Raw genomic sequence first — 17,585 nt, 5'->3', positions numbered from 1 at the left:
ACAATATGATCAAGATCCGATCACACTATAATATAGTCAGAGTACAGGTCATATTTTATATAATCAAGGTCCAGCTGCACTATAATATAGTCAGTTGATCAACTGTACTCAACTGACTATATTATAATTCCTTTTTGTAAAACCTCTTTATTGGTGAATTTCCCTTTAATCTGATTTCGCTTCGCAGAGGTCGAATCCTATGATAAAAGTTCCCATCCCCGTTGCTGGTCTAAGCCCCATTACAGACCTGATGTACTCATCCGTAGGGGTAGAAGGAGATGCCATTACTATACCGGTTAACCCCTCTACACACTCTAAATCTTCACATTTTTGTGGGGGGAGCACTACAGTGATAGGTTCTTTCTTTGCATCTTTTGGCTTTGGTACTGCACTTCTGTAAATTACAAAATTCCCCATCACAACCATATCCCTGCACTTTTTACATTCCTCGAGTTTTTCGGGGTCATAAACATCTTCGCCTACTTTTTCCCCGTACTGCATTAGAATCACATTGGGTCCTTCAGGCCATACGTAGTCCATGTTGGTCGTAAAGGCTATGATTAACTGGCGTTTAAGAACCTCCTTGATCCCCTGATTATCTCCTATTCCCATGCCCATCAAAACCGCGCCTTCGGCTTTTTTCTCGAGCTCAAGTATTTTTTCCTTATCTTCTTCATTTAAAATGTATGTTTCTTCCACGCCTTTCATGGCTTTTATCCTGCAAAGGACATCCTGAATAATATCTTGACATTCCAAAACTGATACACCTTGTTATTTTTATCCTATGTTGAGCTGTTCAGATATAAATAAGTCTTATATAGCTCCCATTAATGAATATCAGGGCTCACTATCTTCAGGTTTTTTCAGGTAATTTGCACACCGCCCTTTATATATTTTTCTTATTTTATATTTCTGTTATTATATCGTCAATTTCTAATATGCTGTGCATTGTATTATATGGCGTGCAGAATAGACAATCTTCAACTTTTATTATTATAAAATTAATGAAAGTCTGAGCAAAAAATATGATATTTATTTCGTATGTTTCTCTGCAGCTTTACTCATGATCCTATTCCGGCTCTTACAGATCGATTTATAAATTATATTTTTTGAATTGATGCTTCAAACTCTCTAATTGTTCAATCATTGAGTAACTTAAAAAATCGTAGTGCGGATATAAGACAGCTTTTTTGACAATGCTTAATAGCTTGTAAAAAAGTGTTTAAATAGCAGGAATGTCGGTTTCCGGCAATATACACGATTAAAAAGAAGATTCCCATGTGAAATTCGGAGTTTTTTCGTGGTTTAAAAAAATTTTGATGGGCTGCAAGAGGCAGGTTAGAGCATTTTTTACATAATGTTTTTTTGGAATTAGTATTGTTTTAAATTATTTAGTTGCTCCCCTTTAAACATATTATTCTTTTTCTATAGTGTATTATAAGCATTTCTACTTAGTCCCGTATATTAACCTCTGACGAATATTCTACCCCGGGTCTTTCGACATTTACCGTTATTTGTATCGTTGTTTTGCGCTTTTCCTCTTCAATTCTTCGGAAATAGACCACAAAAGATTTAATAATGCAATTATTTTATAGAACACTTGTAATCCAATTTAGAGGGATAAGGAGGGAATGAAATCCTCTTCGGCAATAGACGAAATGGACAAGTCTGATTTGGTGAAGAATGGTGAAACCCTTTAAGTGTTCGATCCCGACACTTCTTCTTACATACGATATATCTTAACAAACATGGAGGAAACAATAAAATGAAGAGATTTGCAGCAGTATCACTGGCTGCTCTCATGCTTCTCACTGTATTTGCATCCGCCGCAAGTGCAGCAGACGTAATTGAGATCCGCGGTCCAGTATACAACGGCTCTGATATCAACGACATTATTGACACATATGGTGAAAATAATGCCCTTACAATCGATGCTACAAAGTTTGCAGCATTCTACTATGACATTGATGACAATGTAACAACCGAAACCCTTTCCATTCTTGCGGTTCCAGGCACTGAAGGAAACGTCATTGGAGAAGGCGGAATTGTCTATGAGACAACAATCCAGCAGGTTGACTACGAATTCTACAGGCCAGCTGCCGGATGGAGCAACTACAGCTTGATTGGTTTCTTCGCAGAGAAGTACATCCCGATCAACCCTGACAAAGCTGACAAGCTTGCCAAGCTCGTCCTTGACAGCGATGACAAGTACACCATCAGAACCGGCGAACAGCTCGACCTCGGAGAAGGCTATTCAATCGAAGCCAAGCAGGTCGATGTTGACGGTGAGAAAGTCTGGCTCGAGTTCACCAAGGACGGAGAATTCGTAGATGACGAAATCATCTCAGTCGTTAGCGGCTCTGACAACACCTGGGAAGTTGAACTTGATGACATCCAGGACGAAGACGATGTCGTTGTCCTCAGAGTACACGTCAACCAGGTCTTCCAGGGTGCAGTCGACAGCATTGCCCAGATCGAAGGTCTCTGGCTCATTGACTACACAAATGCAATGAAGATCGAGTCTGACGATGAATTCGGAAACCTTGACAATGTCAAGATCAACGGTGACACCCTTACCATCACCAACGAAGACACCTTCACCCTGACCAGGGACGATGAAGAGGAAATCGCTGAGGGTCTGTTCTTCAAGACCGCCGATGACACCAGAGCACTCAGGTTCTACGCCATGAAGCAGATCACAGAGCCTGGCACCTATGAAATCAGAGGAGAGGTCGCTGAGGGTGACTTCAGCTGGGATGCAACCAACTTTGCAGGATTCTTCTATGATGTCAACGACGATGTCTCTACAGAATCCCTTACAGTAACCGGCCTTAACGGTGGAAATGTAATTCCTGAGGGCGGCCTCGTTTACGAGACAACCATCCAGATGGTTGACTACGAGTACTCCAAGCCTTCCGTTGGCTGGGACCAGTTCCCTGTTCTCGGATTCTTCGCAGAAGAATACATCCCGATCAACGCTGACAAAGCTGACAAACTTGCCAAGCTCGTCCTTGACAGCGATGACAAGTACACCATCAGAACCGGCGAACAGCTCGACCTCGGAGAAGGCTATGCAATCGAAGCCAAGCAGGTCGATGTTGACGGTGAGAAAGTCTGGCTCGAGTTCACCAAGGACGGAGAATTCGTAGATGACGAAATCATCTCAGTCGTTAGCGGCTCTGACAACACCTGGGAAGTTGAACTTGATGACATCCAGGACGAAGACGATGTCGTTGTCCTCAGAGTACACGTCAACCAGGTCTTCCAGGGTGCAGTCGACAGCATTGCCCAGATCGAAGGTATCTGGCTCATTGACTACGCAAACGCAATGAAGATCGAGTCTGATGATGAATTCGGTGACCTCGACAATGTCAAGATCAACGGTGCCACCCTTACCATCACCAACGAAGACACCTTCACTCTGACCAGAGATGACGAAGTCGAAATCGGCCAGGGAATGTTCTTCAAGGTTGCTGACACCGCAGCTTCTGACCTCAGATACTACCCATTCGTCGAGAAGACCATCGACGGAGAAGTAGTTGATGATGATGAAGATGATGACAATGTGACTGAGCCTGTAGACAACGACACCGAAGTTGAGGAACCAACCGAGGAACCAACCGAGGGACCAACCGAGGAACCAACCGAGGGACCAACAACTGAGGAACCAACCGAGGAACCCACTGAAGCAGATGGCACCACTCCTGGATTCGGAGTTGTCCTTGGCCTTGTCGGACTCCTTGCAGTCGTCTACCTCGTCAGGAGGAACAACTAAATTCTCTGAGTGAAGGGTTCTACCCTTCTCTCTTTTAAATTCTTTTTTGGTTTCTTCTTGCAGATAACTTTTTATTTGCAGATTTCTTAGTTCTGATGTTCTTTTAAATCTAAAATCCTGATTCTGTAAACCGTCTGGTTATTCAGGGTTTAAGATCAAGGTGAATTTTATGAAAAAAAGCATAGCTTTAATATCAGTGTTTGCGGTTTTGATGATCGCGTTTTCAGGCTGCGTGGATAATTCTCCTGCAGTTAACGGGACAGATTCGGACAACCCGGAAACAAACCCAATTTCTGATGATGATGCGGCTGGGGTAAGCACAATTGAAAACCCCCCAGCAGGCTTTGAGTATATCGATACCATCCCGCTTTCCACAGATGAGATAAAAGTTACTTACGAAGCTGAAAACGTTACGGGTATCCTTTCAGGCTCTGAAGGAATCTACAGGGATTCCAATAATACAGACTATTATGTAGATGCGATCGAGCTTGAGAATGAAGAGGCTGCAAACAATCTCATCGATGCATACAGGTCTTCCTTCCCACCATTAAGTGACGGATCCCGTTTTACGGAAGTTTCTTTCAACGGGCATTCCGGAGTTAAAATTACTGACTACATCACATCCGGAGGAAAGTCCGTTCCCAGATACTCCTATATCTGGAGCAACGAAAATTATGTGATAGTGGTTTTCGGAAATACTGCTGAAGAGGCTCCTGTAAGGCAGCTGGCAGAAGCAACAGGATACTGATTATCCAGTAGATCTGTACTTTTTCCTTTTTCTCTTTTTTCTTTTTTTCTTTTTTTCTTTTATCTCTTTGAAATTACAAACTGCACATGCAAAGAGATTAAAATTTACTGAAAAAGCAGGCAGATTTAAAAAAGTAAGCAATTTGAAAAAGAACAGTGAGCGGATAAGAACTATACCGTTTCATTAACCCGAAAGATGCTTTGAAGCGGCTGTTTTTTAATTTCTTATCCGCAATATAAATTTAACCAGATTCTGGTGTTATTCAGAAGTCCCTGCTTATACGGGCTTAATCTTCTTCAGCCGTTATTTTATAAGCAGGACGCCTTTTCCGCCGACGTTAACGTCACCTGTAAACTTGCGGTATGTAACTCCATCAACCTCTTCCGTACCTTCTTCTTTGTAAGAGGGGAGCAGGTCAAAGACCTCACCTTTGATGATTACGGTGCCGTTCTTCATTTCGCTTGCCGGCATGGTTGCGTTGCCTTCAATAACTATTCTTCCGCCGTTGTTAGAGATTGCAGGAAGGAGCCCCACATCGCCTTTTACGAGGATTTCCCCTCCGCACATGTGTTCTCCAAGGTAGTCCTTTGCATTGCCGTTAACAGTGATCTTTCCTCCGCGCATGCCGCAGGACTCTCCGCGGTAGCCCGCACCTACATAATAGGCGGCATTCCCGTTGAGAATTATCTCTCCGCCTGACATTTCGCAGCCGAGCCAGCTGTCAGCATTTCCATTGATTACGACCTTTCCGCCCTTCATCGCAAAGCCGCAGTGCATATCCACGTTGCCATTGATCTCTATTTCTCCGGCACTCATGTTCTGCCCTATGCGCTTTACTCTGGAAACATCGCCTTCAAAGACCAGCTTTGTATTTTCTACGGAGTCTTTGCCTTCCACTTCCACATTGAAGAAATCCCCGAGAGGGCACTGCCCATTTCCGTACCAGACAGGAATAGCCTTAATTTCTTCTGCAGTTTTGCCGGCAAAGTTGTCAGGGTTTATGTTATCGGCTTCAATTGGAATTTTGTTTGCTTTTTTGAGGGAGAGTTTTACAATCTGCATTTAGAAAACCCCCTCTGTGCCGATCTCGACAGGCTTCTGGATATACGAGTCTTCAACCATGTAATTGGATTTGCTCACAGTGTAATACTTCCTGAATTTGCGGTCTATATCTTTCTGCATTGCGGTATCGATGCTCTCCGGAATCTTTGCGTTAACCCAGTAAGTCTTTCCTTTCGGGGTCTCTTCGATCTCTCCGTCTTTTACAACGACCTCTCCGCTCTTCAGGGTATATGATGCAGCAGAGAAAGCTTTCTTGACCTTTGCATACTCTGTCGAGGGGTCAACCTGCCCCGGAAGGATGTCATAGATAGCAATGTCAGCGTCAGAGCCCACTTTAAGGTTTCCTTTCTCAGGCATGCTGTACATCTTTGACTGTGTGCTCCTTGTCATGACAGCAAGCTCATAAAAGTCAAGTTCCCTGTCGATTCCGGGCAGTACCATCCTGTCGAGTGCCATCTTAGAGAATCCCGAGATAACTTCTTCTCTTCTCTTTGCACTCATAAGGTAGGTAAAGGCTTCAGGATAGTTGACAAAAGACCCGCCGTTGGGGCTGTCAGTTGTAAACATGACTTTCCAGGGGTCTTTTACAAGCAGGGCGAGTTCAAGCCCTATTGCCCACTGGACCGCGTTCACAAAGCTTTTTGGTGAGTAGAACAGGGGTACGACTCCGGAAGCATCTTCCAGTTCAATGTCCTGGTTGCTCCACTTCTCGTGCAGCATTCTTGAGTTTGCATACTCAACAGGCCCGTCTGCGGTCATTGTAACTGCGGGTCCGAAGATTACCTGTCCCAGGTCGAAGGTTAGGTGGTTTGCTCCATTTATGTAATCTGCAACCATTGGGGCTCCTGTCTCGAAGTCCCTCCAGGAAGTCCCTGCATAAGCATTAAACTGAACGTGGGTTACGTGAAGAGCCTGCCTGTCCCTGCTGGGCTTAACCTTTTCCAGAAGCTTCATGGTCTCTATGGTGGTAGCATAGTTTCCTGGCTTTCCGAGGTTGTTGCAGTGCACGTGTATGGAGTGAGGGAGCTGAAGGCGCTCATTAGCTTCTGCAAGCCCCAGAAGGATCTCTGCAGGAGTTACATCAAAGTTGGGTACAGGGTCATAAAGTCCGCTTACGTTTCTTCCCCAGCCCCAGGCTTCTCCTCCTCCAGGGTTTACAATCTTTACTCCATATCCTCTTGAGGCTTTCAATCCCCAGGCAATGTATGCTGCAAGTTTTTCAGGCTCCTTGTCACGGATGTACTCCATGACCTGCCAGTTGCTCCCGAAGAGTGACAGCCCCATTTTGTCAAGGATAGGGATTTCCTTGAATTCTTCATGGGTATGCCTTGCAGCAAGCAGGGGGATTGCAGCTTCACAGATGGTTGTATACCCCAGTTTTGCATACCTGTATCCGATTGCGTAAGTGTTTGGGGTATTATACCCTACCTGAGCTCTTGTCTTTTCGGTACGTGCGACCTGGCCAGAAAGCCCGGGTACAGGGTTTTTCCTTGCATCGTTTGGGTTGATGAAACGTCCTACGTTGATCTTTCCCGCGCTGTGTGTGTGCCCGTCAAAGCCTCCTGCCATGGTGAGCCTGCCCTCTGCATCAATAACCTCTGCACTTCCGGAGACGCTCTCCACAATCTTTCCGTCTCTTATGCAGATGTCCATGGTCTCGCAGTTAATTCCCTGTGCCGGGTCACAGACGCTGGCGTTTTTAATCAGGATTTCCGACATCTTATACACCTCTCTTCATTTCCCTTACTTTTGCAGTCAGGTCTTTTACGATCTCTTCGTCGGTCTTGAACTCTGTATCAATCAGTTTCTTCATGCGGAGGGAGATTGCATCCATGCGGTAAGCCGTACCTTCAGCTTCGATTCCCACAACTGCTGCCGGGATCACCACATCTGCGATTTCGGTTGTAGGGTTGGCATAGGGGTCAATCTGGATTACGGGAATTCTTGCCAGGTGCCTGACAGCTTTTTGAGGGAAGTGTGCTCCGGCATCAGCTGCAGCTATAATTGCAGCATCAGGCTCTTCGCGCACAAGCAGGTCATTTGCTCCGGTTTCTCCGGGGTTGTAATATGGATAGCCTCTGGAGAAGTCAATCGCCATGGGGAAGCCGGTCTCCCAGGTAGCCACCTGTCCGAAACCGGTAACATTATAGTGCCCGCGCATTCCGATCATTACAGCTTTGGTGTGCTGGTTAAGGTCTGATATCAGAGAAGACACTGCATCTCCGTTCTTGTACTTTGAGCGGGACTGTGTGACTCCCATACCGAAGAAAATACAGGTGAATTTTGCATTCTTCAGGGTCTCTGCAAGTTCAAGAACTTCGGCTTTTGGAACACCTGCAACTGTTTCCGGGACAACATCCTCATGCCCGTTTACAATTGAACGGAGAGCGGTCACAAGGAGCAGGTCTGAACCCTGTTCAATCTCCACATATTTGTCAGCAATTTTTGCAGTATCGGTCTTTCTGACATCAATAACTACCATTTTCCTGCCTTTTCGCCCTTTTTCCGTGAAGAATCCCTTTGAAAAGCTTGAATAACGGGACATGTGCCTGGGATGGGCGTGCACAGGGTTGCAGCCCCAGAAAACTATTACATCTGCCCTATTCTTTATTTCTCCCAGGGAGGCTGATGGGGACCCTTTCTCCTGAGCAGCAAGGGCAGTCGGTCCGTGGCAGACGTTTGCCGTAGAGTCTATTATAGAACCAGTCTCCTCTGCGAGCTGAATTGCCCCGCTGACTGCTTCACATGAGGTGGAGCACCATCCATAGGAAAGTGTCCTTCTGGAGTTTACCAGGATTTTTGCGGCAGCTTCGATTGCCTCTTCATAAGATACAGGCACAAGCTCCCCGTCTTTTCTTACCATCGGGGTTTCTATCCTGTCATGCTCGAACATGCCGACAAACTTGCTGTGCCCAAGAATGCAGGCATTTTCTATTTTTGTAATCTTATTATCTTCTACAGTGACTGTGATATCGTCGCAGAGGGATCCGCAGAGGGAGCATACTGCGTCTTTAATTACTGGCATATTTTTTTCCTCCGAATTTTCAGGTTTCTCCGGGCCTGATGAACACATGAGTTACTCGATTCAGGGGGTCTGGACTCAGTCTTCCAGGTATTTCCTCATGAGCGCTTTCATTTCCAGGGGCTTTTCATCCGTGACTTCTATCTCAGCAGGGACGCCTTTGAACCCTGGCATTCCGCAGCCGTGGGTATCAGGGTCCAGAACTGCATTTGCCCAGGGGCCCATAGGGATAAAGGCAAGACCATCAGGGTTTCCTTCATTTGCTTTTGCGAACACTACTACTTCCCCAAAATCAGTGGTAACCTTCAGGCTGTCCCCTTCGGAGGCTCCAAGCATCTCAAGGTCTGCGGAGTTCAGTTCGCAGTATGCACAGGCATCAAAATAGCCTTTATGTGTTTTAGCTTCCAGATGTGCGCCCTGGTCGGCGGTCCTTCCGGATATAAGGTTTGCTTTTATTTTCATGGAAATTCCTCATCTGGGATTTAATCCAGGTAATGAAAATACCGAATTAGTTGGATCACTTTTTGAAGCATTAATCCCGAATTCTTGATTTCTTACATCTTTCTGGCCCGGAGATTCGTATCCTGGTCATAATTGAAAGTCAAGCTGAGGCATGGGTCTTCCTGAGAAACTGCAGTTTCCGGGTCTCAGCCGGGGGAACCGGGATTTTAATTTTAAGGTAAATCTTGAAAGCAATTATTTAGCAGGTGTTTAGAATATCGCACTGCTGGAACTGATCTGTTTAAGCGGGGCTCTTTTAAAGTATCTTATAAATGGTTCTTCTGCTAACGTTCCGGGTCCTGGAGACGTTTGCAGCGGAAAAAATGTAGCTTTCCAGAAATTTCCTTTGACTGGAATCTATTCCGGTTATTCGTTATAATTATGGGGTTTATATATATTTATTCAGATTTATATCTCTTGTCAGCCTGTATCTTTGATATAAATGATCATGTCTCAGATGGGCGCATATTTTGCTTTCCCTGTTTTTAAAAATCGATCTGAGGGTTTATTATATCACTTTTCAATTATATATTTATTTATTATACAGACTATATCTCTTTAATTTCCTTTTATTATATATCACCATATTATGTCAGGCCTAACATAACGTGTTCAGAGATTTTCTTCATGAATTCTGATCACTGGCAGGCTCACCTTTTCCATTCTGTCATACACTTCCCGCACAAATGAAGTTAAAATGGTCTTTTTCCCCACTTCCGATCGTTACCCTTTAATATATGTTAATACATTTGTGTGTTGCAAGCCCGGATAGCCTAGTCGGTTGGGGCGCCAGACTCATAGGGACCTTATATGAGGCGTCTTTAATCTCCTGAGATATCTGGAGGTCGCGTGTTCGAGTCACGCTCCGGGCACCTGATTTTTTCTTAAGTGAGAATTTTTATCTTTTTTCCTAAATATTCAAGATCCTGCCAACGTTTAATTACTGAGTGTGGTTATCCTTGGATTCGACTCTTTTTTTGCTTTTTCGGATTTACTTTTTAGATTTCTGAAAGTTCTTCTCCTCTACTTATTATTCAGGTTTCATAAATCCAGAATTACGCCTTTTTTCAAAAATTTCTTTCTTCGGGTTTACTATCCATGTTTAATTCTGACGTTATATTCAAAAAATTATACTTTTCTTGTATTATTGAATAAATATCTTAACATAAGCATAATGAGGGCAGTAATCTGCTAAGAATTAATAATTCTGGTTAATTAATATGCTTATTAAATTATATTTTGTTTAATATCCTTGACATGTGGAAACACTTGCTATGGATAGGTTTTTTTCAAAATAAAGGAGTGGAAAATATGAAGTTCAGTACATATATGGTTCTATTATTTGCTGCCTTTGTATGTATGATATGCATATCAACATCAGTGACAGCATTTGAACCTGAAAAGGTAGAAGTTAATCCTGAACTGGAGAACTTCACAGCGCAATTCTTACCACCTCAGGTCCTTAATGTTACTGATGGGGTTTACGTTGCACGTGGCTACAACAGGGATAATCCTGTACTTATAGAGGGTAAAGACGGGCTTATTATTGTTGATCCTGGGGAAAGCTTACAGGCCGCAGAGGTTGTCAAAGAAGCATATAATAAGCAATTGAATAACATCTTTGACAGGAAGCCTGTAAAAGCAGTCATCTATACTCACCACCATGACTGCCACATCCACGGGGCTTCTGTTTTTGCCGATAACGACACTGAAATTATTGCTCACGATCTGCTGGACGATACCCTGTACTATGATTGGTACGGTCAGCTGTTTCCCAGCAGAGCCGAAGGTGGCATGATGATGCTGGGGGGCTTATATGGTAATGATTCTGACTGGTATGCAGGTGGTGCACTTTTCTATAAGCAGATCCGGGGACCTTCAGGTTATATGCCGCCTACAATAACTGTCAATGATACGCTGGAAACAAATATTGCAGGAGTGGATTTCAATATCTTTTCAGCTCCGGGTGAGACCCGTGATGTGCTTGTCATCTGGCTCCCGGAGAAGAAAACCCTGGTCCAGATCGCCAACTGTTACGAGGCATTCCCGGCAATTACCACCATGAGAGGGGCAGTCATGAGGAATCCGCTGGATTATATCGATAGCATAGACCTTTACCGCAGCTTTGATGCTGAATATATGGTCTCGCTCCATGGTCCCAATCCCGTTGTGGTCGGGAAAGATAATATAAGCCATACCTTAACCAGCTATCGTGATGCTATCCAGTTTATCCATGACCAGACAGTGCAAAACATGAACAAAGGTATGACACCGGGGGAAATCATAGAAGTGGTTAAGCTGCCGCCTCATCTGGCGAACGATCCTTATTTGCAGGAATATTATGGAAGTGTTGAAAGAGATATATACGAGATTTTCTGGTGGTATAGAGGATACTACACAGGCAAATCCAGAGATATGTATCCACAGTCTCCCACAGAAGAAGCCGAAATGGCGGCTGAGCTGGCAGGCGGGGTTGACGAGCTAACAGCTAAAGCCGGAAATGCCCTGGACGAAGGCAATCTTGAATGGGCCCTGGTACTTGCTGACGATGTTCTTCTACTTGACCCGGATAATTCTGAGGCGCGTGAGATAAAGAATTCAACGATGATTGCCCTTGCAGAAAATACTAAGAACGTTCAGGAACGCAATTATCTCCTATCCGAGTATCTCGTGGAGACGGGACAGGCAGCATATCCGGCAAGTGGGAAACCGAAGCTTGCTTTTGCCAATATGGAGGATAAAGCCGTTACCTATATGCCAATGGATACTCTCTTCAGGATAATGGCTGTCAGTCTTGATGCCTCCAGGAGCCTGGACAAGGAAATTACTGTTGGGCTTCAGCTAACAGACATGAAAAACACTGAATCTTCTGACTATGCCCTGTACGTCCGCAAGGGCATTGTTGAGATTCAGCCCGAGGTCCCGGAAGATGCTGATTTTACCATTACCACCAGTTCAATGGTATGGAAGAATCTGGTTCTGGGAAAACTCGATCCTCAGAAAGCCGTTTCTGACGGAAAGGTGAAAATTTCCGGAGCAGATTCAAAGGCATTCTATGAATTTATGGCCTTATTTAATGAGTAGTGAGGGTGTTCCATTAAACACCCTACTTTTTTTCTTTGAAATTATGTGTACAGGACAAAGCATTAAAATTCGTTGAATGGGTCAAATTTCAGGATTTGTTTCCGTCAAAGGTATCTGCTTTTTTCAAATTTCTCTGTTTTTATTGCTTTCTTTTTAATCGTAACTTTATTATATTTTTATCCCCCTACATACTAAATAATTTCAAAAATTTATATCTATATTTAAGTATTTTTAAACTTTCAAACTTTCTGTGGGGGTCTCTATTGGAAATATTGCTCTTTAATCAGTGAAGTTGTCTTAAAAACAGTTTAAGGTGTGAAAAATGAAACATAAATTTGACGTCTTTGTAAAAGCAATTCCTATTTTCTTTGCAGCTTTTGTTTTGCTTTCTTCATTTACTTTACTGGTATGTGCAGAAAATGAAATGACCCCGGGCACTGTCCTGGAAAATAATTCAACTATGACTATTCCCCGCACACTTGTCAGGGGAGATTCAGGCACTTCTTTACAGCCGATGGTTACGGAGACCGGAAAAATAAGTCTTTCCGTAGACGGGCTAGGCACTGACAGCAGTGGTATTATTCAGGTGGAAAAACCTGAAGGTGCGACTGTAAGAAGTGCATATCTTATCGCTGCTGGAGAGTGGGGTAGTCAGATTCCTGAAGGAAGCGTTTTGATTAATGGAAGTGCCGTTTACTGGAATAATACTGTTTTTTCGACTGCCTGCTATAACTACTGGGCAGATGTTACATCTATTGTTAAACCTGCAGTTGATATCGCGCCGGCAGGAAGAGTTAACTTCACAGTCACAGAAACAAGTCCTTACAGTTCTGATGGAGAAGTTCTTGCAGTTATTTTTGATGATCCTGACCAGAAGGAAGACAATACCGTTATATTGCTTTTTGGAGGGCAGAACCCTGCTGGTGATACTTTCAGTATTAAGCTATCAGATCCTGTTGATAAAAACGATTCTAACTTTGCTATTGATATGGGGCTTGGTATTTCCTTCAGTTACCAGAATAGCGGGGGTAGCCAGGTCAGTAATGTTAACGTAAACGGAGTAAGAGTTACAAGTTCGGCTGGAGGAGAAGATGACGGGTTCAGTGGAAACGGGGCACTTTTGACCGTAGGGGGCCTGGACGATAGTACTGCAAATCCTCTGGACCCATATGCAGGCCCGAGCAATCCACGGACTGATGACGAACTTTACAACCTTCTACCCTTCGTAAATAGTGGGGATTCAAATATCACAGTATTTACTCAGAATCCTTCTAACGATGATAATATATTCTTTTCATACTTTTTCCTGAAATCAAGCACAGCAATGGTAGGCGAGGGTATTCTCCTGTCTCCTGCTTCAGGAAACGCTTCTGTCGGATCTCAATATACCCTTTCATCCCTTGTACAGGATGATAACGGAAATCTTCTTGCAGGAAAACCGGTCAGTTTCTCGGTAGTTTCAGGTCCCAATGCAGGCCAGAGCGGTACTTCGATAACGGATGCAGCCGGAAGGGCTAATTTTACCTGTTCCGGAGCTTCTACAGGCACTGATATTATAGAAGCAAGTTTTGTAACTAACGCAGGCGAGACCATCGTATCAAATCGCGCAAGCATCGAATGGATTGTTCCTCATGTCCCATCTCCTGCAGCAGATTTTAATTCAAATGTTACACTTGGAGTCCAGCCTCTGACAGTAGAGTTCTACGACCTGTCCGAAAACGCGGTATCCTGGAACTGGTATTTCGGAGACGGAAATAGTTCGGAACTTCAAAACTGTACCTGCACATACTTTGACCCGGGATATTACACCGTGTCACTAACTGTGAATAACTTGGCAGGCAGTTCCAATACAACTATCCGTGAAGATTACATATTTGTCCAAATGCGGCCAGTTCCTGGTTTTATTGCCAATGTTACTGAAGGCACATTTCCTTTAACAGTTCAGTTCACTGATGAATCTCAATACCCCGAATCCGTTGAGTGGGATTTTGGAGACGGAAATACCTCAAATGAACTGAATCCCGTTCATACTTATTCGGAAGCCGGACTATACAGTGTTTCACTAATTGCAACAGGAAATAATACTTCAGTAACAAAAACCATCGATAATTATATCAATGTTACAACTTCTCCAGTTCCAGATTTCTCTTCCAATATTACTGCAGGCACAGTTCCACTGTCAGTCCAGTTTATTGATGAATCTCAATACGCTGAATCCGTTGAATGGGATTTCGGTGACGGTGATTCTTCAACTGACAGAAACCCGGCCCATACCTATTCGGAATCTGGACTTTATACTGTTTCCCTTACAGCAATCGGTAACAGAACTTCAGTTGTAAAAACCGTTAATGACTTTATTAACGTAACAATTCCTCCTCTCCCCAATTTCAGTGTCAATATTATTGAGGGCACTTTCCCTCTGGCAGTTCAGTTTTCAGACAACTCTAGCTATACTGAATCTGTTGAGTGGAACTTTGGCGACGGTGATTCTTCAACTGAAAGAAACCCTGTCCATATCTATTCAGAAGCCGGACTGTACAGTGTTTCTTTAATTGCAACTGGAAATGGGACTTCAGTAACTAAAACCGTTGATGATTTCATCAATGTTACTGCCCCTCCTGTTCCAGATTTCATCACGAACGTTACTGAAGGCACATTCCCATTAACCGTTCAGTTTACGGATAATTCCAGATATGCCGAATCCGTTATATGGGATTTCGGAGATGGGGACAGTTCTTTCCAAAGAAACCCTGTTCATACTTTTACAGCCTCTGGTCTGTATACTTTTTCTCTTACAGCAACAGGAAACAATACCTCAGTTACAAAAATCGCTGACGATTTTATTAATGTTACTGTTCCCCCTGTTCCGGATTTCAGCGCCAACATCACCGAAGGCCTTTATCCTTTATCAGTTCAGTTCACGGATAATTCGAGTTATGCTGAATCTTTAGAATGGGATTTTGGAGACGGAAACACTTCAACTGACCTGAGCCCTCTTCATACTTATTCAGAAGCTGGTCTGTACACCGTTTCCCTCACGGCAACAGGAAACAGGACTTCAGTAACAAGAACCGCTGAAAGTTACATCAATGTCATCCTTCCTCCGATTCCTGATTTTGGCGCAAATGTGACCACCGGTCCTTACCCTCTGACCGTACAATTTATGGATAACTCCATCTATGCCGAATCCGTTGTATGGGACTTTGGAGACGGGAGCGTTTCAAACGAAAAAAATCCTGTACACACTTACAAGGAACGCGGCCTTTATACCGTTACTCTTGGTGCAGGCGGGAACGGGACAACAGTAAACAAAACCGTCCAGGATTTCATCAACGTTACAATACAGCCCTTCCCTCCTGAAGCAAATTTCTCTGTAAATGTTACGAGAGAGCCTGCGCCGTTGACTGTAAGTTTCTTAGATGAGTCTTACAATTCCGTTTCGTGGGAATGGGATATTGACGGAGACGGGTGGGTAGACTACATCGAAGCAAATCCGGTCCATACCTATGAAACTGCAGGTATCTACAATGTGAGTCTATACGTTTCCAATGCTTATGGAAATGATACTGAGGTTGTCAAAGGCTGCATCAATGTCCTCACTCACCCGGTCATTTCGGAAAGAAATCTGTCTAAAACGAGCGTTTATCCAGGCGAAGAGTTCAATGTAAATCTTAACATTGAAAGTGCCTGGGAACTCACTAACCTTACTGTAGTGGAAGATATCCCTGCTGGCTGGAACCTCACTCCCATAGATAACGCAGGTGCGGAATTCAACTCTACCTCCAATAAATGGATATGGAAAAACTATTCAGCACGTGATCGCAGGCAGCTGGTTTATGTTCTGAAAGCTCCGCTTGATTCGGACTTTGGGACCTTTAAGCTTGAAGGGGACGTTTTGGCTGAAAATGTGGTAGCCATCCCGGTTGAAGGCGAATCCGAGATAACAATTACCCCGATCGCTGATTATAGCCCTGAAAACCTGAAACTATTACATGTGGGAGATCCTGATCAGGAGTTCAATATCTCAACTCATGTGCTCTGTAACTTTACATGGTATGTAAATGGAAACGAGTCTTCTGAAGGGGATAAGAAAAACAGTGCCTATGCATCTCTTACCCTTTCTCCGGAAACTCTATGGAGAAACGATCATTTCAAAAACAGTTACACAAGCGTCGAAAACAGCAGTCTCTTTGCGGGTAAGTATTCCGTAACCGGTAGAGTTTCAAACAGAAGCACTGCCATAAACCAGACATGGAATTTCCTTATCACCAGGTCCGCTGAAAGTAAAAATAACATCAATAACACTGTAGTTTTGCCTGTCAGGAAAGTTGAGGAAAACGAATCGGTATCCTTTAATTTCACGGAGGAACCGGACAATACGGACGATAACAGCATCCTGGCAATCTCTTTCAACGCTTCTTCAACAGGAAATGTTTCTGTCTTTGTTGAAGTGCTGAAAGATAGAGCTTCTGAAGTTACAAAAAACCCTGAAGGGGAGGTTTTCCAGCATATAAACATTCACTTCAGCAATCATACGGTCATGAATGAGACAGGTTCTGATTCAAAGTTTATCGATTTCAAAGTCAATAGAGCCTGGATGGAAACAGTTGTTAAGGGTACTGTCCGGCTGAACAGGTATCAAAATGGGGAGTGGCAGCCCCTTAATACCTGGGAAACCAGTTCAGATGCCGAATACCATTATTTCCGTGCAGAAACTCCGGGATTTTCGCCTTTTTCCGTAACCGCCGAGAAAATCTCCACGCCATCTGTCTCTACCCCACATAAAGGAGGTAGTGGAACTGGCTCAGTTACTATCATTTCTTCCACTAAAGTTGAAGATGAAAATATTTCCGGGGCTGAAAACGAAGGTGCCGATTCAACCCTCTCAAAAGGAGCAGAGGATATTCTGGTATCTCAAAGCACTGATACCGGAAAATCCATTTTTGTTGAAGAAGGAAATGGTTCCGAAGCTGCTGGTTCAGAAGAAAATAACGGATCAGAAAAATCAGGTAGTACAGGAGTTCTGTTTTTTATCCTGCTCGTTCTATTTATTGTCGGAGCCTATCTGGTATATAGGCAGACAAAAGAGGAAGAGTAATTGGACTCTTTGCAGGAAGGTCAAGACTCCTTCCTGGACCTTTTTTAACTGTTTTCTCATGTTCATAGAGGTATCAAATAATCTGGTAGTATCAAATAATCTGGTAAATAATCTTGTTTGGCCTGAATTTCACTATATTTTTTGCCTTAAATTCGGGCTTCTTATCTATGTCTGATTCTGTCAACATGTATTCCAGCTGGTTATTTCTGGATATCTGCCGTTTTCTGCGCTTTTTTTAATTTTCGAGGACATGATAAAGGAATTAAAGCCTCACAAAACAGGTGAAAAGGTTGAG

9 protein-coding genes and 1 tRNA gene are annotated in these 17,585 nt (G+C 43.6%); 5 read left to right on the top strand and 5 right to left on the bottom strand.

From position 1 onward, the window contains the following. Positions 1-165: 165 nt before the first annotated feature. The gene (locus MSMAS_RS14405) at positions 166-756 is read right to left on the bottom strand and encodes a hypothetical protein (protein WP_011033907.1); all 591 of its coding nucleotides are present in this window, start codon (positions 754-756) and stop codon (positions 166-168) included. Positions 757-1,765: 1,009 nt separating this feature from the next. On the opposite strand from MSMAS_RS14405, the gene slmA reads away from it, so the two are divergent. Next, complete coding sequence (gene slmA / locus MSMAS_RS14400) at positions 1,766-3,775, top strand: S-layer protein SlmA (protein ID WP_011033908.1); 2,010 nt, start codon at positions 1,766-1,768, stop codon at positions 3,773-3,775. A 169-nt stretch (positions 3,776-3,944) separates the two neighbouring features. After that, complete coding sequence (locus MSMAS_RS14395) at positions 3,945-4,523, top strand: hypothetical protein (RefSeq protein WP_011033909.1); 579 nt, start codon at positions 3,945-3,947, stop codon at positions 4,521-4,523. 303 nt (positions 4,524-4,826) lie between these two features. On the opposite strand, the gene MSMAS_RS14390 is transcribed toward MSMAS_RS14395, so the two are convergent. The 4 genes from MSMAS_RS14390 to MSMAS_RS14375 all read right to left on the bottom strand — a co-directional run bounded on the left by MSMAS_RS14390 (position 4,827) and on the right by MSMAS_RS14375 (position 9,069). Continuing rightward, positions 4,827-5,585: a formylmethanofuran dehydrogenase subunit C gene (locus tag MSMAS_RS14390; protein WP_011033910.1), complete on the bottom strand. Its 759-nt coding sequence runs from the start codon at positions 5,583-5,585 to the stop codon at positions 4,827-4,829. After that, positions 5,586-7,304: a formylmethanofuran dehydrogenase subunit A gene (locus MSMAS_RS14385; protein WP_011033911.1), complete on the bottom strand. Its 1,719-nt coding sequence runs from the start codon at positions 7,302-7,304 to the stop codon at positions 5,586-5,588. Position 7,305: 1 nt separating this feature from the next. After that, positions 7,306-8,610, bottom strand: coding sequence for a formylmethanofuran dehydrogenase subunit B (locus MSMAS_RS14380; RefSeq protein ID WP_011033912.1), 1,305 nt, complete (start codon positions 8,608-8,610; stop codon positions 7,306-7,308). 75 nt (positions 8,611-8,685) lie between these two features. Continuing rightward, a complete protein-coding gene (locus MSMAS_RS14375) occupies positions 8,686-9,069 on the bottom strand; it encodes a molybdopterin dinucleotide binding domain-containing protein (RefSeq protein ID WP_011033913.1) in 384 nt (127 codons plus the stop codon). 801 nt (positions 9,070-9,870) lie between these two features. Here MSMAS_RS14375 and MSMAS_RS14370 point away from each other — a divergent pair. The 3 genes from MSMAS_RS14370 to MSMAS_RS14360 all read left to right on the top strand — a co-directional run bounded on the left by MSMAS_RS14370 (position 9,871) and on the right by MSMAS_RS14360 (position 17,290). Then, positions 9,871-9,980 (top strand) — tRNA-Met (locus MSMAS_RS14370). 439 nt (positions 9,981-10,419) lie between these two features. Next, positions 10,420-12,192 (top strand): alkyl sulfatase dimerization domain-containing protein, encoded by a 1,773-nt coding sequence (locus tag MSMAS_RS14365; RefSeq protein WP_226987573.1) that lies wholly within the window; start codon positions 10,420-10,422, stop codon positions 12,190-12,192. Positions 12,193-12,514: 322 nt separating this feature from the next. Further along, entirely contained in the window at positions 12,515-17,290 is a 4,776-nt protein-coding gene (locus MSMAS_RS14360; RefSeq protein ID WP_048046732.1) for a PKD domain-containing protein, read from the top strand. Positions 17,291-17,585 lie beyond the last annotated feature (295 nt).

Origin of the sequence: Methanosarcina mazei S-6 (assembly GCF_000970205.1) — an archaeon.
Classification (GTDB): Archaea; Halobacteriota; Methanosarcinia; order Methanosarcinales; family Methanosarcinaceae; genus Methanosarcina; species Methanosarcina mazei.
The sequence above is the reverse complement of the archived record's forward strand: the minus strand, read 5'-3'. Positions and strand labels throughout refer to the sequence as shown.